14 protein-coding genes are annotated in these 21549 nt (G+C 67.7%); 5 read left to right on the forward strand and 9 right to left on the reverse strand.

The genetic code is table 11. The features are described from left to right. Window positions 1–53: 53 nt before the first annotated feature. From malE to malG, 3 genes are read left to right on the forward strand one after another with little or no spacing between them, the layout of a single operon-like run. Complete coding sequence (malE, locus tag C1H66_RS15295) at window positions 54–1244, forward strand: maltose/maltodextrin ABC transporter substrate-binding protein MalE (protein ID WP_102628745.1); 1191 nt, start codon at window positions 54–56, stop codon at window positions 1242–1244. A gap of 60 nt (window positions 1245–1304) precedes the next feature. Continuing rightward, the gene (gene malF, locus C1H66_RS15300) at window positions 1305–2894 is read left to right on the forward strand and encodes a maltose ABC transporter permease MalF (protein WP_102628746.1); all 1590 of its coding nucleotides are present in this window, start codon (window positions 1305–1307) and stop codon (window positions 2892–2894) included. 25 nt (window positions 2895–2919) lie between these two features. Beyond that, window positions 2920–3810 (forward strand): maltose ABC transporter permease MalG, encoded by an 891-nt coding sequence (malG, locus tag C1H66_RS15305; RefSeq protein WP_102628747.1) that lies wholly within the window; start codon window positions 2920–2922, stop codon window positions 3808–3810. A gap of 163 nt (window positions 3811–3973) precedes the next feature. Here malG and ugpC read toward each other — a convergent pair whose 3' ends face one another. From ugpC to malT, 3 genes are all read right to left on the reverse strand, one after another. Next, window positions 3974–5089, reverse strand: coding sequence for a sn-glycerol-3-phosphate ABC transporter ATP-binding protein UgpC (gene ugpC, locus C1H66_RS15310; RefSeq protein WP_102628748.1), 1116 nt, complete (start codon window positions 5087–5089; stop codon window positions 3974–3976). After that, entirely contained in the window at window positions 5077–6753 is a 1677-nt protein-coding gene (locus C1H66_RS15315; RefSeq protein WP_102628749.1) for an alpha-amylase family glycosyl hydrolase, read from the reverse strand. The genes ugpC and C1H66_RS15315 overlap by 13 nt, the downstream gene beginning before the upstream one ends. A 133-nt stretch (window positions 6754–6886) precedes the next feature. Continuing rightward, entirely contained in the window at window positions 6887–9610 is a 2724-nt protein-coding gene (malT, locus tag C1H66_RS15320) for an HTH-type transcriptional regulator MalT (protein WP_102628750.1), read from the reverse strand. Between the two features lie 139 nt (window positions 9611–9749). Here malT and C1H66_RS15325 point away from each other — a divergent pair, with 139 nt between their 5' ends. After that, a complete protein-coding gene (locus C1H66_RS15325) occupies window positions 9750–10499 on the forward strand; it encodes a trimeric intracellular cation channel family protein (protein ID WP_102628751.1) in 750 nt (249 codons plus the stop codon). Next, window positions 10496–11569 (forward strand): DUF3541 domain-containing protein, encoded by a 1074-nt coding sequence (locus C1H66_RS15330; RefSeq protein WP_102628752.1) that lies wholly within the window; start codon window positions 10496–10498, stop codon window positions 11567–11569. The genes C1H66_RS15325 and C1H66_RS15330 overlap by 4 nt, the downstream gene beginning before the upstream one ends. Here C1H66_RS15330 and C1H66_RS15335 read toward each other — a convergent pair. From C1H66_RS15335 to C1H66_RS22935, 6 genes are all read right to left on the reverse strand, one after another. After that, window positions 11564–12370 carry a PEP-CTERM/exosortase system-associated acyltransferase gene (locus C1H66_RS15335; RefSeq protein WP_102628753.1) on the reverse strand — a complete coding sequence of 269 codons (807 nt, stop codon included), beginning with the start codon at window positions 12368–12370 and terminating at the stop codon, window positions 11564–11566. The genes C1H66_RS15330 and C1H66_RS15335 overlap by 6 nt on opposite strands. Before the next feature lie 58 nt (window positions 12371–12428). Continuing rightward, window positions 12429–15266: a bifunctional diguanylate cyclase/phosphodiesterase gene (locus C1H66_RS15340; RefSeq protein WP_102628754.1), complete on the reverse strand. Its 2838-nt coding sequence runs from the start codon at window positions 15264–15266 to the stop codon at window positions 12429–12431. Window positions 15267–15313: 47 nt separating this feature from the next. Further along, entirely contained in the window at window positions 15314–16531 is a 1218-nt protein-coding gene (locus tag C1H66_RS15345; RefSeq protein ID WP_170064163.1) for a hypothetical protein, read from the reverse strand. Further along, window positions 16500–16895 (reverse strand): hypothetical protein, encoded by a 396-nt coding sequence (locus C1H66_RS15350; RefSeq protein WP_102628761.1) that lies wholly within the window; start codon window positions 16893–16895, stop codon window positions 16500–16502. Before C1H66_RS15350 ends, C1H66_RS15345 begins: the two co-directional genes overlap by 32 nt. 419 nt (window positions 16896–17314) lie before the next feature. Beyond that, window positions 17315–18799 (reverse strand): sodium:proton antiporter NhaD, encoded by a 1485-nt coding sequence (gene nhaD / locus C1H66_RS15355; RefSeq protein WP_102628756.1) that lies wholly within the window; start codon window positions 18797–18799, stop codon window positions 17315–17317. Between the two features lie 150 nt (window positions 18800–18949). Then, window positions 18950–21549: hypothetical protein (locus C1H66_RS22935; RefSeq protein ID WP_170064164.1), on the reverse strand; the 2600-nt coding region annotated here is incomplete at its 5' end.

Raw genomic sequence — 21549 nt, forward strand, 5'->3', positions numbered from 1 at the left:
AGTCACGCGTCGGACACGACGCTTGATAACAACAACCAGGAGGTACGAGACCCATGATCAAGGCACGCCACGGTTTCATGTTCCCGCTGCTGGCCGCCACCCTGGCCGCCGGCCTCTCGCTGCCCGCCATGGCCTTCGAGGACGACCGCCTGACCATCTGGATGGGCGACAACAAGGGGCCCGAGGGCATCCGCGAGGTCGCCACCCGGTTCACCGCGGATACCGGCATCGCCATCGAGATCGTCCACCCCGACAACCTCACCGATCGCTTCCAGCAGGCCGCCGGCAGCGGCCAGGGCCCGGATATCGTGATCTGGGCCCACGACCGCATGGGCGAGTGGGCCCAGAGCGGCCTGCTCATGCCGGTTTCTCCCGGCGAGGGCTTCCGTGACCGCTACTTCGACTTCACCTGGGACGCCGCGCTGTGGAACGGCGAGACCTACGGCTACCCGATCTCGGTGGAGTCGCTGGGGCTGATCTACAACAAGGCGCTCGTCGACCAGGCGCCAGAGAGCTTCGAGGAACTGGCGGCCCTGGACGCCGAACTGGCCGAGCAGGGCAAGAAGGCGATCCTCTTCGATTACAGCGAGCCCTACTACGGCTGGACGCTGCTGGCCGCCAACGGCGGCTACCCCTTCCGCCAGACCGAGGACGGGTTCGACGTGGCCGACATCGGCGTCAACCACGAGGGGGCCATCCAGGGCGCCGAGCTGCTCGTCGAGCTGATCGAGAGCGGCGTGCTGCCCCGTGGCACCGACTACAACCTCGCCGACACCCGCTTCAACCGCGGCGAGGTGGCGACCATGATCAGCGGCCCCTGGGCCTGGAGCAACCTCGAGCGCAGCGGCATCGACTTCGGCGTGGCGCTGCTGCCCAGGGTGGGCGACGAGCGGGCCCGGCCGATGTTCGGGGTGATGACCGCGATGATCAGCTCGGCTTCGCCCAACGACTTCCTGGCCATCGAGTTCCTCGAGAACTACCTGCTCAGCGAGGAGGGCCTGCGCACCTTCAACGGTGACGGCTCGCTGGGGGCGGTGGCCCACATCGCCTACCAGGAGGAGTTGGAGCGCGATCCCAATATCGCCGCCACCCTGTCCAACGCCGAGATCGGCATGCCGATGCCCAACATCCCCGAGATGGGCGCCTTCTGGGCCGCCATGGAGCCGGCGCTGCAGAACATCGGCAGCGGCCGCCAGTCGCCCCAGGAAGCCCTCGACGCCGCGGCACGCCGCATGCGCCAGTAAGCTCCCATGCACCCCAGGCCGGTGGCTGTGTGCCGCCGGCTGACCCCGCAGGATAACGTCATGTACACAACCAACGCTGCCCGGGGGCTACCGCGACATCGCTCGCGCTACCCCGCCGAACGCTATACCCGCTGGGCCCTGCGTGCCCTGGTCGCCACCCTGGTGCTGGCCCTGCTGTGGCTGGTGCTGGCCTTCCACCTCAACGGCCAGTGGATGTTCGCGCTGTTGTTCCTGGTGCTCGGCGCCTCCATGGCGGTGGTGTTCACCCGGCGTACCCTGATGAGCCACCGCTACATCTTCCCCGCGGTGGCCGGCCTCGGGGTCTTCGTGATCTTCCCGCTGCTCTACACCATCGGCATCAGCTTCAGCAACTACAGTTCCAGCAACCTGCTCAGCGAGGACCGGGTGCGGGCCCAGCTGATGTCGCGCAGCTACCAGGAGGAGGGGGCCGCCTTCCCCTTCTCGCTGCATCGCGAGGGCGAGCTCGTCCGGCTCTACCTGGAGGCGGAGGCGAGCAGCGAACTGGATGAGGCCATGGCGGGGGCCAGGCGCTTCGTCAGTGCGCCGCTGAACCTGGCCAACGAGGAGGCGCGGACCATCGACGTCCAGCCCGTGGAAGCTCCGCCGCAGGCCGAGCCGCTGGCCATGCGCGAGGTGATCGCGGCACGCGGCGCCCTGCAGGGCCTGACCCTGGTCACCCCGGAAGGGGTCGAGCTGCGCATGGCGGGCATGAGAAGCTTCGCGCCGATGCTCGATCGCTACGAGGCCCGCGACGATGGCTCGCTCCATGACCGTCGTGACGATCGCGTGCTGACCCCCGACCGGGAGACGGGTTTCTTCGTCACCGACGACGGCGAGCGCATCACCCCGGGCTGGCCGGTGGCGGTGGGGCTCGACAACTACACCCGCATCGTCGCCGACCCGGACATCCGCGGGCCCTTCGTGCAGATCTTCGTCTGGACCTTCGCCTTCGCCGGGCTCACCGTGCTGTTCACCCTGATCGTCGGCTTCGTGCTCGCCTCGCTGCTGCAGTGGGAGCAGCTCAGGGGCAAGGCGATCTACCGCACGCTGCTGATCCTGCCCTACGCGGTGCCGGCCTTCATCTCGATCCTGATCTTCAAGGGGATGTTCAACCAGCACTTCGGCGAGGTGAACATGATCCTCGACTCGCTGTTCGGCATCCGCCCGGAGTGGTTCACCGATCCCTGGCTGGCCCGCACCATGCTGCTGATCGTCAATACCTGGCTCGGCTATCCCTACATGCTGCTGCTCTGCATGGGGCTGATCCAGTCGATCCCGAAGGATCTCTATGAGGCCTCGGCGGTGGACGGCGGCGGCCCCGTCACCAACCTGCTCAAGATCACCCTGCCGCTGATCCTCAAGCCGCTGACGCCCCTGCTGATCGCCTGCTTCGCCTTCAACTTCAACAACTTCGTGCTGATCGCCCTGCTCACCGGGGGTAACCCGGACATCCTCGGCGCGAGCACGCCGGCGGGCACCACCGACCTGCTGGTGAGCTACACCTACCGCATCGCCTTCCAGGACGCCGGCCAGAACTTCGGCCTGGCGGCGGCCATCGCCACCCTGATCTTCCTGCTGGTGGCCGGCATGTCGCTGCTCAACCTGCGCCTCTCCAAGGTCAAGGTCTGATTCACACGGTCTCAGGAGCTTTCCCATGGCAATGGTCCAACCCCGTTCGATCCGCGCCCGCCGGCTGGGCGCGCACCTGGCGCTGATCGGCTTCGTCTCGCTGATCGTCTTCCCGCTGCTGCTGGTGATCTCGATCTCCTTCCGCGAGGGCAACTTCGCCACCGGCAGCCTGATCCCCGAGCGCTTCTCCCTTGAGCACTGGGCACTGGCCCTCGGCATCCCCTGGGAGCGCGCCGACGGCTCCGTCATCCAGCCGCCGTTCCCGGTGCTGCTGTGGCTGTGGAACTCGATCAAGGTGGCGGTGGTATCGTCCTTCCTGATCGTGCTGCTGGCCACCACCAGCGCCTACGCCTTCGCCCGCATGCGCTTCAAGGGCAAGGAGCCGCTCCTCAAGGGCATGCTGATCTTCCAGATGTTTCCGGCGGTGCTCTCGCTGGTGGCACTCTATGCGCTGTTCGACCGCCTGGGCCAGCTGGTGCCCTGGCTCGGCATCAACACCCACGGCGCGCTGATCGTCGCCTCGCTGGGCGCTGTGGCGCTGCACATCTGGACCATCAAGGGCTACTTCGAGTCCATCGACGGCTCCCTGGAGGAGGCCGCCATGGTCGACGGCGCCAGCACCTGGCAGGCGTTCCGCTACATCCTGCTGCCGCTGTCGGTGCCGATCCTGATGGTGGTGTTCATCCTCGCCTTCGTGATGAGCATCATGGAGTACCCCATGGCCTCGGTGCTGCTGGTCGACGAGCACAAGCTGACGCTCGCCGTGGGCGCCCAGCAGTACCTCGCCGACCACAACCAGCGCTGGGGCAACTTCGCCGCCGCCGCGGTGCTCTCCGGCCTGCCGATCACCGCCGCCTTCCTGATCTGCCAGCGCTGGATCATCGGCGGACTCACCGCCGGCGGCGTCAAGGGCTGACGCCATGGCATGAACCGGACTGTTTCCTCGTCCTGAGCAGAGCCTTGCTCGACCCCGGCCGGATGGTCGGGGTTCTTCTTGTCCGTGCGGGGGAGCCACCGATAGCAAGACGCCCCGACCTCTGACGAGATCGGGGCGCCGCTGGCGGCCGTGGACGCTGGAGCTAGTGGGTCACGCCGGGAATCTGCACCTGGCGTGGGCAGGCGTCGCCGTCGGGGCCGAACAGGTGGCAGCGCTCACCGGCCAGCCCCAGTTCGACGGTCTGGTCATCCTCGAGGTGGGTCAGGCCCTCGAGGCGCTGGGTGAGGGTCGCCGCGACGCCATCGAGGCGCAGGTGGGCGAGGGTCTCGTAGCCGAGCTTCTCGGCGACCATCAGCCGTGCCGCCAGGCGTACCTCGGCCTGGTCGGGGGCGACGAAGTCCTCGGCGCGCACGCCGAGGGTGGCGTCGTCGCCGGCCCTGAGGCGGGCGCCGTCCACCGCCACGGCCAGGGTGTCGCCGCTCGGCAGGCGCACCGCGGTGCGCTGGCGGCCCGGGTCGACTACCGTGACCGGCAGGGTGTTGATGCGCGGCGAGCCGATGAACTCGGCGACCTCGAGGGTCCTGGGGAAGTGGTAGAGCGACAGCGGGGCGCCGACCTGGGCGATGCGCCCGCGCGCGAGCAGCACGATGCGATCGGCGAGCGTCATGGCTTCGACCTGGTCGTGGGTCACGTAGATCATGGTGGCGCGCAGGCGCCGGTGCAGCTCGGCGATCTGTACCCGCATGTCGACCCGCAGGGCGGCGTCGAGGTTCGAGAGCGGCTCGTCGAACAGGAACACCGCCGGCTGCTTGACCAGGGTGCGGCCGATGGCCACCCGCTGGCGCTGGCCACCGGACAGGTCCTTGGGGCGGCGCTCGAGCAGTTCGGTGAGGTGCAGCATCTCGGCGGCATGGTCGACACGCCGGCGGATCTCGGCCTTGTCGGTGCGGGCGAGCTTCAGGCCGAAGGCCATGTTCTCGGCCACGCTCATGTGCGGATAGAGGGCGTAGGACTGGAACACCATGCCGATGTCCCGCTCCTGGGGTGGGATCTCGTTGATGCGCTCGCCGTCCAGGCACATCTCGCCGCGGGTGATGTCCTCGAGCCCGGCGATCATGCGCAGCAGGGTCGACTTGCCGCAGCCAGAGGGGCCGACGAAGACGACGAATTCGCCGTCCTCGATGGTCAGGTCGATGTCCCGCGAGATCTCGACCCCGTCGTAGTCCTTGCCGATGCCTGCCAGTGTCAGACGGCCCATGTGGTGTCCTCCTCTGTGGATTGCGCGCAGCGCGCGATGGCGATGCCATGGGCGGGCAGGTGCAGCTTGCCGTGCGCCCACTCGCCGTTGATCAGCGCCGGGGCACCCTCCAGGGCCTTGGCCTGGCGGGGGGCCGGTAGCGTGCGGGCCTCGCCCGCGAAGTTCAGCGCCACCAGCAGGCGCTGGTCGCCATGGGTGCGCTCCAGGCACAGCACCTCGTCGCGTACCGGGTGGTAGTGCACCGCCCCCTTGACCAGCGCCGGCAGCCCGCGGCGGAAGGCCAGGAAGGTGCGGTAGGCGTTGAGCAGCGACGCGGGATCGTCGTCCTGTTGATCCACCGCCAGGCCCAGGTGATCGTCGGGTACCGGCAGCCAGGGCGCCGTGCCGGAGAAGCCGCCATGGCGGGCATCGGCCTGCCACGGCATGGGCGTGCGACAGCCATCGCGGCCCTTGTAGGACGGCCAGAAGGTGATCCCGGCGGGGTCGACGAGCTGTTCGAAAGTCAGCTCGGCCTCGGTGAGGCCCAGCTCCTCGCCCTGGTAGAGGCAGACGCTGCCGCGCTGGGTGAGCAGGAAGGCCAGGTAGAGGCGCAGCTTCGCCGGCTCGTTCTCGGCCTGCCAGCGCGTGGCGAGGCGCGTCACGTCGTGGTTGCCCAGCGCCCAGCAAGGCCAGCCGTCGCCGATACGCGCCTCCATCTCGGAGAGGGTCTCGTGCAGGTAGTGCGGGTCGGCGGTCTCGGTCAGCAGGTTGAAGGAGTAGCACATGTGCAGGCGATTGCCGCCCCGGGTGTAGTCGGCCATCACCCCCAGGGAGTCGTCGTCGCCCACCTCGCCGACGCTGGTGGTGCCGGGATACTCGTCGAGCAGGGCGCGCAGCCGTTCCAGGAACACCAGGTTCTCGGGTTGGGTCTTGTCGTGGAGGTGCCGCTGGAACCCGTAGGGGTTGTCCGGGCGCACGCCGATGGCGCCTTCCTCGATCAGCGTCGAGGGCGGGTTGTCCTCGAGCGCCCCATGGGTGCAGAAGTTGACCGCATCGAGGCGGAAGCCGTCGACGCCGCGCTCCAGCCAGAAGCGCACCTCGCCGAGGATCGCCTCGACCACCGCGGGGTGGCGGAAGTTGAGGTCCGGTTGCTCGACCAGGAAGTTGTGCAGGTAGTACTGACAGCGGCGGGTGTCCCACTGCCAGGCACTGCCGCCGAACACCGACTGCCAGTTGGTGGGTGGTGAGCCGTCCGGCTTGGCGTCGGCCCACACGTACCAGTCGGCGCGGGGGTTGTCGCGGCTCGCCCGGCTCTCCTCGAACCAGGGGTGCTGGTCGGAGCTGTGGGAGAGCACCTGGTCGATGGTCACCTTGAGGCCGCGGGCGTGGGCGGCCTCCACCAGGCGGTCGAAGTCCTCCAGGGTGCCGAACATCGGATCGACGCCCCGGTAGTCGCTGACGTCGTAGCCGAAGTCCTTCATCGGCGAGGTGAAGAAGGGCGACAGCCAGATGGCGTCGACATTGAGCGAGGCGATGTAGTCGAGCCTGTCGATCACGCCCTGCAGGTCGCCGACGCCATCATCGTTGGCATCCATGAAGCTGCGCGGGTAGATCTGGTAGATCACCGCGCCGCGCCACCAGTCGGCGCCGTGCTTGCCGAAACAGGGGGAAGTCTCTGTGGTCATGCACCTTGTCCTTGTCGTGGGGCCCGCGCGGGCGTGAGCCGCAGGAAAAAACGTCCAGGATCATGGTGGCGGCAGTGTCGGGCAGGGACATCCTCCCGAGGGGAGGAGGGGCGGCGTAGGTGGGGGGAGGAGTCTACTCCCCCTGAATCCGGGCGAGCAGGTCGCCGGCCAGGGCGATGGCTTCCTCGCGGCGGCGGATGTTCTGCTTCTGGTAGAGGCTCCTGATATGGGTCTTGATGGTGGTGGGGGCCACCGCGAGCTGCTCGGCGATCTGCTCGTTGGAGAGCCCGGCATGGATCAGGCCGAGGATCTGCCACTCGCGACGGGTCAGCGGGGAGGTACGGATCAGCTCGGGGACGTCGGGGCGCGCGACGATATCGGCGATCACCGATTCGTCGAGCATCAGCCTGACGCCGCGGCCGAAATCGCGCTGGCGGCCGGCCAACTCGACGAGCCGCCGCGCCCGGGCCTGGGCCAGGTCGTCGAGCCGGTCGGTCGCCAGCAGGGCCGGCAGCATCTCGCCGAGGGGGCGGCCGAGGCGCAGGAAGCTGCCGATCAGGGCCGTGCGGGAGGCGAGCTCCAGGGCCTGGGCGAGATGCTCCAGCGCCGCCTCGTGCCGGCCGCGCTGCCACTCCAGGGCGGCCAGGCAGAGCCGGTTGCGGTTGGCGTCGGTGACCAGGCCGAGGCGTTCGGTCTGTGCCTCGAGAGCCGTCAGCAGGGCGTGGGCCTCGTCATGCCGGCCGAGCAGGGTCAGGGCGCGGGCATGGTTGCGCAGGTTGCACTGGGCGAAGTGGTTGCTGGCCGTCGCCGGGTCGCCCGGCGGGGCCTCCTGCCACCAGCGGGCCACGGCGTCGAGGTCCTCGGTGGACTGCCACCAGGCGAGCAGGGTGGCGTGGGCATTGGCCTGCCAGTCGATGTGGTAGTCGCCCTCGGCGAGGATCTTGCGCAGGCGGCGGATATGGTCGGCGCACTGGGCCTGGTCGCCACGGGCCTGGGCCACCTTGGCCAGGCTGATGTGGCACTGCAGGCTCCAGCGCTCGCCCTGGTTGTCGAGCACGGCGATGCCCTTCAGCGCCGCCTGCTCGGATTCGTCCAGCCGGTGCCACTCCCACAGCAGCTGGCTGCGAATGCGGTAGAGGAACTCCGAAACCGGCAGGCGATCCAGCCCGCTGCGCTCGACGTGGGCGATGGCTCGTTCCTGGATGTCGAAGGCGGCCTGCAGTCGCCCCTGGGCGACCAGGGTCTCGGACTGGTGGCAGAGCGACCAGAGCCGTAGCTGGTCGTCGTCGATGCGGCCTGCCTCGCGCTCCACCTCGCGCACCCGCTGCAGGGACTCGTCCAGGTGCCCCTGCACGAAGCGCGACTCGCCGAGCAGCGCCGCCGCCGTGGCCGGCGTCGCCGCGAGATAGCGGGCGGGGAGGATCAGTGCCTGCTCGGCCAGGGGGGCGGCACGCTCGGCATCGCCCTGGTTGATGGCCAACTGGGCGCGCAGGGTGGCGAACTCGGCGGCGAGTTCCTGCCACGCCGGCGTCTCGAGCTGGGCCTCTATCCAGTCGATGGCCTGGCGGGTGCGCGAGAACTGGTACTGGGCGTGGGTGACCCAGCCGTGCAGCAGCGTCAGGTGGGGCGAGGCGGCGATACGCGTGTCACCCAGGCTTGCCAGTGCCCGGGCCATCAGCGAGAAGTGGCCGTTGGCCAGCAGGTGCGGGCCGTGTCCCTCGAGCAGGGCGGCCAGGGCGGCCGGGTCGTTCGCCTCGATGGCCTGGCCCAGGGCCATGGCCGGGTCATTGAGCGCCAGCCAGGCCTGGCTGGCTCGCCGGTGCAACCGACACTGGGTTTCCGGGCTCAACTCGTCGCGGCGATGGCGCAGGTAGCCGGCGAACAAGCGGTGGAAGCGGAACCACTGGTCATGGGGGTCGAGGCGCTGCAGGAACAGGCCCTGCCGCTCCAGGGCCTCGAGGCGCTGGAAGATCCGGTCGCCCTCGACGAGGCGAGCCACCAGGGCCGGCGAAAAGCGCTCGAGCACGCCGAGCTGGAGCAGCAACCGGCGCTCCGGTTCGTCGAGGGTCTGTTGCAGCAGGTCGTCGAACCACGCCACGAAGTCGGGGTGGGCACCATCGAGACGGTCGACGAGGCTGTCGAAGCCGGCCCGGGTCGTGGTGCGTTCGATCAACCAGGCCAGTGCCATGACCCAGCCCTCGGTACGCCGCAGGGCGCGCTCGAGGCTGACCCGGGTGGGCGGGAAGCTGAGCTGCTCGGCGCACAGGGTCTGGGCCTCCTCCAGGTCGAAGGCCAGCTCCGTCAGGCCGATCTCCTCGAGCTCGCCGCGCAGGCGCAGCGCGGGGAGGCCCAGCGCCGGGTGGGTTCGCGAGACCAGCGTCAGCGTCAGCCAGGTCGGCTGGTGGCGCAGCCAGTGGCTGAGCCCCGCGAGGATCTCGGGGTGAGACAGGTGCTCGAACTCGTCGATCACCAGCCGACAGGGCTCGGCGGCGTCGGGCAGTGCGGTGAGCCAGGCCTCCACGGCATCACTGAAGCCCCGGCCGTCGTGGGGCAGGAAGGCACTGGCCACTGGCTCGCCGACCGGTGAGTCGCCACAGAGCGTCGCCAGGGCGGCATGGAAGTAGCCGGCAAAGCGCGCCGGCTCGTCGTCCCGCTCGTCCAGCCGCAGCCAGGCGGCCCGCTGTTCCAGGGCCGGCAGGCGCTCCGCCACCAGCGTGCTCTTGCCGTAACCGGGCGGCGCCTGCACCACCAGCACGCGGATGCGCTCGTCGAGCACGAAACGGTCATTGAGGCGCGGACGGGCCACCAGCGACAGGGGCAGGGGTGGCGGCGCGAGCTTTTCCTGGATCAGCGGCATCGGGCTCGGATCATGGGGGGAACGAGGCACTCCAGTATGCCCGAGCGGCACCGGCCTGCGGGCGGGTTGCGACGAAGGTCAAAGGCAAGTCGTCGGCGATGCGCTATGCTGCCGCCCATGTCGTAAGGGAGGACGAGATGTGACAGGGGCAGTCTACTGGCTGGACATGGCAGGGGTGATCGTCTTTGCGCTGTCGGGGGTGATCCTCGCCTGCCGTTCGCGAATGGACCCCTTCGGCATGCTGGTACTGGCGGCGGTGACCGGCATCGGCGGCGGCACGCTGCGCGACCTGGTGCTGGGGGTCCGCCCGGTGTTCTGGGTCTCCGACCCGACCTACCTCTGGGTGATCCTGGGCACGGTGGGGCTGTCGATCCTGGGGTTTCACTATATCCACCGCCTGTCGCGGGTCTTCCTGCCGGTGGCCGATGCCTTCGGCCTGGCGCTGTTCACCGTGATCGGCACCCACAAGGCCTTGTTGCTCGAGACCCCCGGCGTGGTGGCGGTGCTGATGGGGCTGTTGACCGGCGTGGCCGGCGGCATGGTGCGCGACGTGCTGGCGCGCCGGGTGCCGATGGTGCTGCGCCAGGAGGTCTATGCCACGGCCTCCATCGCCGGTGGCGTGACCTACGTGATGCTCGAGGCGCTGGGCAGCCCCGTCGCGGTGACCATCGTCCTGGCTCTCGGGGTCACGCTCTGCCTGCGCCTGGCGGCCATCTACTGGCGGCTGACCCTGCCGGTCTTCGCCTGGGTGGTCATCCCACCGTCCCCCGACAGGGTTCCTCCCCAAGGCGAGCCCCCTGACCGGCCGCCGCCGACCGCCAGGCCCAAGGTACGGGTCCGGTTGATTCGTCCGGGACAGTCGAAGCGCAAGTCGAGGCCTCGAGCATGACCGTCCAGGCATCACGACGAGGTTCCCCGCTCCTGCGCTGGGCATGGTTCGGTCTGCTGGCACTGCTGGTCGGTTGCGCCGCCTTCGCGCCGGAGCTCGAACGCGAGCGTCACCGTCAAGCGGGGCTCGCCATCCAGGCCGTCTACGAGGCGGCACTGCCCGAATTGCCGCCGGGCAAGCAGCGCCACTATGCCCAGCGGCTCTATCGGATCACCGGCGATGACCGTTACCTCGAGCTCAACCGCGAGTATGGTCGGCGCCTGCTGCAGCAGCTCGACGAGGAGATCGCCGGGCTGGCGGAGCCCGGTCATGCCGCCGCGCGCAGCCGCGAGATCGTCGAGGGGTATCCGCAGCGCACCGCCAAGCGGCGGGCCAGGCGGGAAATGCTGGCCGACTGGGGGGAGATCGCCTTCGCCAGGCAGCTGCTCTTCCGTCTGGTCCAGGCCGATTACCATGGCCTCCTGCCGGAAATCGAGAACCTGGCGCGGGCACGGGACTATCTCGCCGGGGTCGACTGGCGGGCCTTTTTCGTCGATCCGGAGGTCATGCGCATCTATGCGGCGCAGGTGGCCAACCAGGTGGTGTTCCTGCATCAGCTGGGCATCGTCGACCTGCGTCGCGAGGTGGTCGACGCCTTCCGGCATCAGTATCCGGCCGGCAGTGCCGAGTGGCTCGACGAGGAGGAGTACTTCAACAGGCTCTACGGCATGACCCACTTCGTGATCGCCGCCAGCCGTTACTACCAGCAGCGCGTGGATGCGGAGGAGTTCGCCTGGGTGCTGGAGGCGTTCGAGCGAGAGATCGAGGATATCCTGGCCCGGGCCACCGAGGATATTCAGGCCGAGGTCGCCCTCAGCTTCCTGCTGGCCGGACGGGAGGACCACCCCGTGGTGGGGCGGGTCCGCGATGCACTGGCGGCGGCCGTGGATCCCGCGGCGGGCATGATTCCTTCTCCCTCGGGCGGCACCGACCTGGCGCGAGGGGAGCATCGCAACGTGCTGGCCATCATGGTGTTGCGCTGGCCGGGAAGGCTCTACCCGGGGCCGGACCTGTCCCCGGCGGGGTCATGACGTTGACGTCGCGAGCCTGCGGTGCGGCATGGCGGCCGCGAGTTGAGGAGCCAGCTGCTGCTTGATGTGCCGATAAAGCGGCTTCAACTCTTCATGCATCTCCGCCTCGGCCTGTCGCTGGTCGATGTAGAATGCCGCCCGCGGGCCGTGGTAATCGATCAAGTCACCGACTTTCTGGAATTTCAGGCCTGATATCTTCAGGAGTCTCGCAAATCGTGGCTCCATCATGGCGAACACATGCTGCCTGTTCGCCATTCCCACGATGGCCGTTGCCGCAAAGAACAGGCTCAGCCCTACCGGTAGGGAGCGATGCTCGACCTCCAGGTCGTGAATGTCCTTTTCCTTGACGCCCGCGATGTTGCTTCTGGTCTTCCGGAATGAAGGGTGTACCGCGAGCCTGGAAACTTCGCAGATACTCTCCTTGGGGAAGCCGTCGGGATGTAGCGAGGGGTGCGTCAGGCTCTGCCCCCCGTAGGTGAGCAGAGGAAGCTTTCGGTTCGAGAAGTCGCCGCGGACCGGTATCAGGACGACACGCATGCATCCCACCGTCAACCCTGTCCGATTGTGCTCGACCACGCAGTGAATGGCGCTGTCATCGAAGGCGTCATATTCAAGCTGACGCTCGGCATCCGTGGGGGGCTCATAGTGCAATTCTGCGCAGTAGACATCATGGCGCAGATGATAGGCACGGCGCTTTTCCTGTTCATTGCAGGGTAGCTTGAAACTGAATTCGTTTCTAAAGCAATGAAACAGCTCCGTTATCGATCTTTCGTTTCCAGGCGAGGAGGAGGCGGAGGTCATGCATTGATTCCCTTGCGTAATGGTCGTATCAGAAGCTCGTGTTGTTTAAAATTTTATATTAGCTTCTTTTGGGCAGAATGCCGAAGGCCTCTTCGAGGGCGATGGGCCTGCCGAGATGAAAGCCCTGCCCATAGGAGATGCCGTACGACTGCAGAATCGGCAACAGGGCTTCCTGATCGACGAATTCGGCGATCGCCTGCTTGCCGAAGCCGCTGGCGATATCGGCGATCGCCTTCACGATGACTCGACTGTCGGCACTGACCGGCAGGCTGCGGATGAAGCTTCCGTCGATCTTGATGTAGTCCACCGGCAACTGCCCCAGATAGTGGAAGCTGCTGAAGCCGACGCCGAAATCATCCAGGGCGGTGCGACAACCGAGATCGCGCATCGCCTGCAGTACCCCGCGTGCGGTGGAAAAGTCGGTCACGGCGGCGGTCTCGGTGACCTCGAGGATCAGGTAGTTCGGATCGGCGCCGCTGGCGTTGAGCTCGTCGGCGAGGAATTGCTTCATGCCGTCATCGTGGAGGGACTGGCCCGAGAGGTTGATCGCCAGGCTGATGCCCTTCTCCTGCAGGTGTCTCAGGACCTGCAGGCTGTGGCGGAGTACCCAGCGGTCGATCTGGACGATCTGGCCGCTGCGTTCCGCCAGCGGGATGAAGCGGCCGGGCGAGATCAGGCTGCCATCGGCATCGCGCATGCGCAGTAGCACCTCGTAGTGGCGTATGTCCCCGTCCTCCAGGCGCATGATGGGTTGCACCATCAGTTCGAAATCGTCGTCCTTGAGTGCCTTGCGGACACGCTCGACCCAGTAGACGCGCTCCTGCAACTCGTCCTTGGCATTCTCGAGAGGGGAGAGCAGGTGCCAGCGCTGGATGCCGTCCCCCTTGGCCTTGTACATGGCCACATCGGCATTGGCCATCAGGTCGGTGGGATTGTCGCCCAGGGCCGGGAACAGGGCGATGCCGGTACTGGCGGTGACACTGTGCCGGCGCCCGCCGGCATCGAAGCCGATGGACTCGAGCAGGTGGGTGATCTGCTGGGCGACACGTACTGCCTGCTCGGCATCGGCTCCCTCCAGCAGCAGCGCGAATTCGTCCCCCCCCAGCCGCGCGATCACCCCACGGTGGCCCAGCTCCTGGAAGAGCGTGTCGGCGACCTTGCGCAGCAGGCGGTCGCCTGCCTGATGGCCACTCAGCTCGTTGACGTCCTTGAACTGATCGAGGTCCATCAGCAGCACGGCGCCACTCCGGCCCTGTTGCAGGGCGCTGCCGAGGGCTTCCTGGAAATAACGACGGTTGTAGAGCTCGGTCAGGGCATCGCGCTCGGCGAGCCAGGTCAGCCGTGCTTCCGCCGCCTTGCGTTCGGTGATGTCGAGCCCGACCGAGATGCGCGCGGGGGTGCCGTCGTTGCCGGTAGGCAAGGGGGCATGGTACCAGGCGATGGTTCGGTGCCGGCCTTCCGTCGTCACCAGGGTGCGCTCTTCCTGATGCGGAACGGCGAGACCCGTGGTGCCGATGGATGGGGCCGCGAAGACATCATCGAAGTGGCGGCCCAGCAACTTCTCTTCCCGTATGGCCATCACGGACAAGGCGTAGTCGTTGACCAGGGTGATCCGCCCATGCTCGTCCTGGGTGACGATGAAGACGCGGGCGGTATCCAACAGGCTGCCGACGAAGTCCCGCTCACGGGCCAGTTCCTCGACCCGTTCGGCCAGCTGTTCGCCGCGGGCGCTGACCTCCTGCTCGAGGGTCTCCAGCTGACTCGAGAGCTCGAGGGTGGTGCCTTCCAGCACGTCGATCTCGTCGGTGAGTCGGCGCCTGGGGTGGGGGATGGCGGCTCGTGCCTCGGCGAAGCCACCATGGGCGAGCACCGGCAGTACCCCGGCGAGGCGGCGCAGCCTCGCCATGGGGCTCAGCAGAATGGCCAGCAGCAGCAGTTCGGCCGCCAACCAGCCGCCCAGGCCGACGAGCATCAGGGTGCGGGTATCCTGGTTGATGGCCCCGATCTGGGAGGTGATGTCCGAGGCCATCAGGAAGTAGCCCGTGCTGCGGCGGTCACCATCCTCCTCCATGCGCACCGCGCTGAGCTCGATGTCGCGTCTGCGATGGCGAAGCTGCAGCGGGGCCTGCACGAGATCCGGCATCGCCGCCTGTTGCGAGGCGGTTCTCAACAGCGAGAGGTTCTCTTCCTGCCGGGTCAGGGCCACCAGGTAGCCGTTCCATGCCTCCAGGTGGCGTTCGGCGTCCAATCGATCGTCTGCGGCCATGGGGCCGGTGACCAGCAGGGCGACGTCACTGCCGGACACCTGCTGTGCCTGGCGCGTCACGTCGGCCAGCGAGCGCGACAGGACCACCGTGCCGACGCTCTGGCCTTCGACCAGCACAGGCACCGCGGCATACTGCCGGCAATCGGTCGAGCAGCGCAGGGCCGTCAGGGGTACCTCGGTGTCCATGACCCGGCGGACCCAGGTCTGGATCGGTCGCGTATCCTGTGCCTGGCCGTCTCCCCAGTCGGCCAGTTGCTCCCCTTGTGCATCGAAGACGAGTATCTCGTCGATACCGGCCTCGAGCTGCAGGGTCGGCCACTGGGGGCGCAGGGAGGTGAGGATGGCATCCCGTTGGCGAAGCTCCAGGGCGGGTCCTAGCTGGGGAGAGGCGGCGGTCAGGGCGGCCAACTGCTGAAGGGCACCCTCCGAGCGTTGCAGGGCGAGATGGATCTCGCGCATCTGGCGTTCGTTGTGCTCGTCGCGGCTCTCCTGGAACTGCCGCGTCAGGTTGGCATGGCCGAGCCACGAGAACAGCACCACCAGGCCCAGCAGCAGCAGGCTGCTCAGCGCAATGACCCGCCAGGTCAGGCTCAGGCGATGGCGTGTTTCATGGGCGTTCTTGGCGCTCATTCCAGCATGTCCCGGGCCAGTGGAGGGGAAGCCGCGAGTCCGGCGCGTCAGAAGCGGAGCGAAAGCTGGAACAGCAGCATGTTCCAGCGGCGGCTGGTTTCGCTCGAGTCGGGGTTGTCCTGGTTGGGCAGCCAGCCGGTACCGTCGACATGATGGTATTCGGCCGCCATCAGCACCCGGGGATTGATGTTCCACTGCAGTCCCAGGGTGATGTCATTGGCGAACTGGGAGTGAGCGGGACCGGCACCGCTGGCCGCAAAGGCCTTGCCGGAACGGTCATCCCGGTTGCTGGTCAGGCTGTCATAGCGTACCAGCCACTGCCAGTCGTCATGGAAGCGGCGGGTATACTGGACGTACCAGCTCTCGCCTGTCACATCGAAGTTGAACCTCGGATCGTTGAAGTTCTCGAGCCCTGAATTTCGCAGGGCGAACTCACCGGTGAGGCTCCAGAGCTCTTCGTTGTATTGCAGCGACAGGATCCAGGGACGGAAATAGAAATCCCCGTTGCTGAGGCCCGGGGTGCGGGAGGTGAAACGGGCATTGGCGCTGGCGGTGGTGAGCGCGGCCACGAAACGGCCACCGTCATGTTCATAACGAACCTGGGCGATCGCCGAGGTCTTGGGTTCCAGCTTGCCGGGAAAGGTATCCAGCCGGAGCGTCTGCCGCAGGTCATTGCCGGTTTGTGTATCCCCGATACCGATGTGTGCCCGAATATTTCCCGTGGCCAGTCGCTCTTCCATGTAGGCCGACACGCCATCCGCGGCCAGTCCAAGCGATCGGGTGCGGTCGAAGTAGATCGATTGCGGGAGCAGGATGCTCGGGCGGGTGAAGGCCACGTCCCGGGTCTGGTTATAGAAGCCGAACGGGTTCTTGAAGCGGCCGACCTGTACGCCCAGGGTGCGCTGCTGGTTGGAGAGCATCTGGTAGTCGACGATACCGTAGTCCAGCACGGGCTTGGCGTCACTGCCGTCGCCGCCGGCGCGGCGACTCAGCACCTGGGCGGCGATCAGCACGTCCTGATGAGGGCGGAGCGAGGCGTTGGCGCCGATCTCGGTGTACTTGAGGCTACCGCTGTCGCTGCTGCTGGGGCCGAAGAAGTTGTTGCGATCGGTGATCACCAGGGCCTGGCTGAGAAAGCCATGCATCTGCAGGGTATCGAGTACAGGGGATTCGGCCCGGGCCTGCGTGCTGGTAACCAGCAGCAGGCCGCCGAGCAGCATGCCGGCGCAGGCCTCAGTCCATCGTAATGACTTGGACACGATCATCCAGGTACTCCCTTTCCAGATAGCCCAGGGCACCCGGGGTGCTGGCGAGGCGCTCGCGCATCTCGACCTGGGTGGTAACGCGGTTGGGCGCCTGGCCGGTGCCCGAGAAAACCATGCGATCCCAGGCCAGCTGCAGTTGGTGTGGGTAGACGGCCAGTTGCTCCTTGGCGAAGCGCGCGTGCACCGGATGGTCATTGGGCAGTACGAAGACTCGCACGGCCTGGCCATCGGGCCAAGTACGCTGGCGCATGGCGAAGATGGCGCGGGTGGTGTCTCGGGTCAGTTGCCGCGAATCGACCCCGGCATGGGCCACGAGCAGCACGGGGGGCTCCGCGGCCTGAACCGAGGAAAAGCCCGCCAGCATCAGCAGGGCCCACAGCAGGCTGCGTGTCAGCCGTACCATGAGCCAGACTCGCCGTCTGCCGGTGCGCGGTAGGTTGCCGCTGCGGCAGAGCGGTTCAGGACGAGGAGCTGCATCGCGTGGAGAGTTCCCTTTGTCTGCCAAGCGTCAAGCGCATGCACGGTGCGGTGATGGTCCGCACTTCGGTTGTGAATGAGTCGATGACCCTGCCCCCCCTGCCATCCGTGTCGAGCATGCTGCCCGAGTTCTTGTTGGTACGCCGGGGAAATCGCCAGTAGATCAGCTGACTACTCGGGCCCGGCTGTGCCTTTTCGAGCCACCATAACCCGATACGCTACATCACTGGAAGGCAATGTAGATTTTTTTGCTTCAACGCCGCACGACAGGGAAGACCCGGCGGCGGAGCGCCGCCGGGCGGGAGGTCAGCCGTAAATGGCGAAGCTGCCGGCGTTCAGCCACAGGTGGACGGCCACGCTGGCGGCATAGCCGAGCGCGATCACCGGCGCCCAGCGGAGGTGGCCCATGAAGGTATAGTTGCCGCGGGCCTGGCCCATCAGCGCCACGCCGGCGGCGGAGCCGATGGAGAGCAGGCTGCCGCCGACGCCGGCGGTCAGGGTGATCAGCAGCCAGTGGCCGTGGGACATCTCGGGTTGCATGGTGAGCACGGCGAACATCACCGGAATGTTGTCGACGACCGCCGAGATCACCCCCAGGGCGATGTTGGCCCAGGTGGCGTCCCAGCCGGTGTAGAGGGCCTCGGAGAGCAGGCCCAGATAGCCCATGAAGCCGAGCCCGCCGACGCACATGACCACGCCGTAGAAGAACAGCAGGGTATCCCACTCGGCGCGGGCCACACGGCTGAATACATCGAAGGGCACCACGCTGCCCAGCCGCTCGAGTTTCTTCTGGTCGCCGCGCTGACTGTAGCGGGTGCGCTTGCGCTCCAGCGAGCGGGGCAGGCTGCGGCGCAGGTAGTAGCCGAAGAACTGCAGGTAGCCCAGACCGGTCATCATGCCCAGCACCGGCGGCAGGTGCAGCAGGGTGTGGCAAGCCACGGCGGTGGCTACGGTGAGCAGGAACAGCGCGATGATGCGCCGGGCGCCGCGCTTGAGCCAGATGTCTTCCTGGACGCTGTCCGGCTTGCGGTTGTTGATGAAGGCGCTCATCACCACGGCCGGGATCAGGAAGTTGACCAGTGACGGGACCAGCAGTACGAAGAACTCGTTGAAGGCGATCAGTCCGGCCTGCCAGACCATCAGGGTGGTGATGTCGCCGAAGGGGCTGAAGGCCCCCCCGGCGTTGGCCGCCACCACGATATTGACGCAGGAGAGGTTGATGAAGCGCTTGTCGCCCTCGGCCACCTTGGTCACCACGGCGCACATCAGCAGCGCGGTGGTCAGGTTGTCGGCGATCGGCGAGATCACGAAGGCCAGTACGCCGGTGATCCAGAACAACTGGCGGTAGCTGAAGCCCTTGCGGACCATCCAGGAGCGCAGGGCGTCGAACACCCGGCGCTCTTCCATGGCGTTGATGTAGGTCATCGCCACCAGCAGGAACAGCATCAGCTCGGTGAATTCCAGCAGGGTCTCGCGGAAGGCGTGCTCGGAATCGGCAGACAAGCCGTTCTGGACATAGACCCAGCCGATCAGCGACCAGATGATGCCGGCCGCCACCAGCACCGGCTTGGACTTGCGCATGTGGATCTTTTCCTCGGCCATGACCAGGGCATAGGCGAGGACGAAGATGGCGACGGCAAGGAAGCCGACCATCGAGCCCGTCATGTCCAGTTCGCCGGTTACCGCATGGGCGAAGGGACTGAACAGCAGGGCCAGAACGGCGAGCACGAGGGTACCCGACCACCAGGCGAGTCGCCGGGGCCTTTGTCGTGAACTGCAGGTTGTCAGCATGGCTGAAAAGTCCTGGGAAAGGAGGAAGGGAAGGGTCAGAAAGTCGCGCGGATTCTACCACATCATGGTGCGATGCAATATGAACGAAAGTCGGTAATCGCACCGTTTCCCATGCCGCTCTTGCATACCCGATGCGCCTGGTCGAGCGCATCAGGGCCTGGTCTCGAGGGCCTCGTGCCACACGGGTGGGGAAGACTCGAGTATCTCGGCGTCATGCCCCGGCAGGCGCTCCTCGTACCAGCGTCGAGGGGCCCGCAGGCGCAACCGGGTCTCACCGTCTTCCAGGGCGATGCCCAGGCCCAGGCTCCCCAGGCGCGCATAGAGGGCCCCCGCCAGGGTCTCGTCACGCATCACCAGATCGGCGAGCAGGGTCAGGTTGCCGCCCTCCAGTCGGGCATCCCGTAGTTGCAGGCTGTCATCGTCGAGCCTGACCCGAGCACTGCCGCGGATGCCGGATACGGTCAGCAGGCGGCCGAGCCAGTCGCGCTCTCGAGCCCCGGCGATGAACAGTCCCGCCAGCAGGCCGCTGTCGCGCATGGCCAGGCCCAGGCGGGCATCCAGCAGCAGCGGCCGGGACCAGGTGAGACGACCCTCCTCGAGATCGAGCCTCGCCCACCAGCCGGCATCCCGGCGGCCGGCGGCGTCTTCGCGGGAAATGTTGTCCAGCCGCAGCCGCGAGCCCGAGGCGTCGAAGCGCCGTTCGGCCAGGTCGCCATCGCGCAGCCGTGCCTCCAGGCGAAGATCCCCGGCCAGGTGCTGGTCCGCCAGGCGCAGCGTCGCGCCGAAGGCCTGCAGGGTCAGGTCGCCACGGGCACGCATGCCCTCGAGGACCAGTTCCGTCTCGAGGCTGGCTCGGCCCGAGAGCAGTTCGAGGCCGGCCGAGTCGGGGAGATAGGCATTGTAGAGGCCGAGATCCTCCACCTCGGCGATGGGCAGGCCGATCCGGGTGGTGAAGGCCTCGGCGGGGGGGCGCCCGGCATTCATCCGGAAGTCCGGCGTGGTGGTCTCCAGGGTGAAGTGACGCCCCTCCAGGTGGGCCTGTGCCTCGCCCTGGCGTGTCAGGTCGAAACGTGGGAGTCCCAGCTCGAGACGGGCCCCGGGGGCGGTCGCCTCACCTTCGATGCGGGCGTCCAGGGTGCCGCGGCCGCCGGCGACATGGTCGAGGAAGTGGGCCTCGAGGTCATCGGCATCGACGCGTAGCCGGCTGCCCGGCAGCAGGGTCTCGTCCCGTAGTTGCAGGTCGGCCTCGAGCCGGCCGTTGCCGCGGATCGACAGGCCATGGGCCTCGGGCAGAAAGGCGTCGAGGAAGCCGAGCCGGTTGACCATCCCCTCGAGCATCAGCCGGCCGCTGCGCGGGCCACGGCGGTCGGTCGATGGCAGCGGGTGGGCGAAACGGGCCTGGCGGGCGACCAGCACGGTGCGCAGCCGCTGGTCCTGCTCGGCACGCTCGGTCTCGGCCTGCAGCTCCAGGCGTGTGCCCGACAGGTCGAGCCGGCTGCCGTCGAGCCGGGCCTCGCGCAGGGCCAGGTCGAGCACCAGCTCGCCCTCGATGGCTTCACCGAACAGGATGCCGGCGATGCCGTGCCCGGCAAGCCGCAGGGTCCCGTTGGCGCCATCGCCCTCGATACTCAGCTGGCCGTGGGTCGTGGCGCCGCCGCGGGATAGCGCGAAGGGAGCGGCCGGCGGCAGGTAGCGGTTCAGCACGGCCACGTCGGGAAGGGTCGCATCCTGCCAGGCCAGCGCCACCGATTCGGCGGTCGGGCGCCCGGCGGCCGCCGTCGGTCGTCCCTGGGCTGTCAGCGTCAGGTTGGCCCCCTCGAGCAGCCTGGCGCCGTCGGAACGGCGATGCATGCCGGCCTCCTCCAGGGTGATCCCTATCCGCGCGACGTCGCCCTCGCCGGTGTCGAGCCACTCGGCGACGAGTCGACCGCGGCCACCGGCCCGGAAGTCGAGCAGCCGCGCGGCCAGGTCGTCGCTCTCCACCCTCAGGCGGCTGCCCGGGGAGAGCCGCCCCTGGGCCAGCGTCAAGCGGGCGGCCAGGTCGCCGCCACCCTCCAGCTCGAGCCCACGACCCTCGAGGACGTCCGACAGGAACGGGTCGAGGAACCCCAACTGGTCGATCCGACCGCTCACTACCAGGCGGCCATCGAGTGGCAGCGCCCCGGGACGGGCGATCAGCACCTCCAGGGGCGTGTTCGCTGCCAGCCGGGCCTCGTGCAGGGTGAGGTCGCTGGTCAGGGGGGCATCGTCGGCACTCGTCCCCGCGCGAACTTGCAGCCGGGTGCCGGACAGATCGAGTCGCTGTCCGACAGGGTCGAGTTCGGGCAGGCGCAGTGCCAGGTGCATCCCGCCGATGATCCGCCGGCCGAGCAGGTCCAGCTCGACCTCGCTGCCGGCGAGATCGAAGTCGCCGCTGACCACGCCATCGCGATAGTCGAGGCGGCCGTCGAGTCCGGCACGGCCACCGTGCAGGGCGAAGGGGGCCGATGCCGGCAGATAGCGGGCGAAGACGCTCACGTCCGGCACTTCGGCGCCTTCCCAGTGCAGGCTGGCCGTCTCCGGCTCCCGCGGTGGGGTCGCCAGGTCGGCCTGGGGCAGGGTGGCCGAGAGGCGGAAGTGTTGGCTGGTCAGGAAGGGCGCCGGCAGTTCGCCCAGGTGCATGTCGAGATCATCGAGCGCCACGGCGAGACGGGCCGGTGCTCGCCCATTCGCTTCCTCGACGGTCGCCGTGACGCGACCGGCACCGGCGA

Origin of the sequence: Halomonas heilongjiangensis, from assembly GCF_002879645.1 — a bacterium.
Taxonomy (GTDB): domain Bacteria; phylum Pseudomonadota; class Gammaproteobacteria; order Pseudomonadales; family Halomonadaceae; genus Halomonas; species Halomonas heilongjiangensis.

Excerpts from the sequence above, each read along its gene's own strand:
- malE (WP_102628745.1), top strand. The coding sequence starts at position 54 with ATGATCAAGGCACGCCACGGTTTCATGTTCCCGCTGCTGGCCGCCACC.
- malF (WP_102628746.1), top strand. The coding sequence starts at position 1,305 with ATGTACACAACCAACGCTGCCCGGGGGCTACCGCGACATCGCTCGCGC.
- malG (WP_102628747.1), top strand. The coding sequence starts at position 2,920 with ATGGCAATGGTCCAACCCCGTTCGATCCGCGCCCGCCGGCTGGGCGCG.
- ugpC (WP_102628748.1), bottom strand. The coding sequence starts at position 5,089 with ATGGGCCGTCTGACACTGGCAGGCATCGGCAAGGACTACGACGGGGTC.
- C1H66_RS15315 (WP_102628749.1), bottom strand. The coding sequence starts at position 6,753 with ATGACCACAGAGACTTCCCCCTGTTTCGGCAAGCACGGCGCCGACTGG.
- malT (WP_102628750.1), bottom strand. The coding sequence starts at position 9,610 with ATGCCGCTGATCCAGGAAAAGCTCGCGCCGCCACCCCTGCCCCTGTCG.
- C1H66_RS15330 (WP_102628752.1), top strand. The coding sequence starts at position 10,496 with ATGACCGTCCAGGCATCACGACGAGGTTCCCCGCTCCTGCGCTGGGCA.
- C1H66_RS15335 (WP_102628753.1), bottom strand. The coding sequence starts at position 12,370 with ATGACCTCCGCCTCCTCCTCGCCTGGAAACGAAAGATCGATAACGGAG.
- C1H66_RS15340 (WP_102628754.1), bottom strand. The coding sequence starts at position 15,266 with ATGAGCGCCAAGAACGCCCATGAAACACGCCATCGCCTGAGCCTGACC.
- C1H66_RS15345 (WP_170064163.1), bottom strand. The coding sequence starts at position 16,531 with ATGATCGTGTCCAAGTCATTACGATGGACTGAGGCCTGCGCCGGCATG.
- C1H66_RS15350 (WP_102628761.1), bottom strand. The coding sequence starts at position 16,895 with ATGCTGGCGGGCTTTTCCTCGGTTCAGGCCGCGGAGCCCCCCGTGCTG.
- nhaD (WP_102628756.1), bottom strand. The coding sequence starts at position 18,799 with ATGCTGACAACCTGCAGTTCACGACAAAGGCCCCGGCGACTCGCCTGG.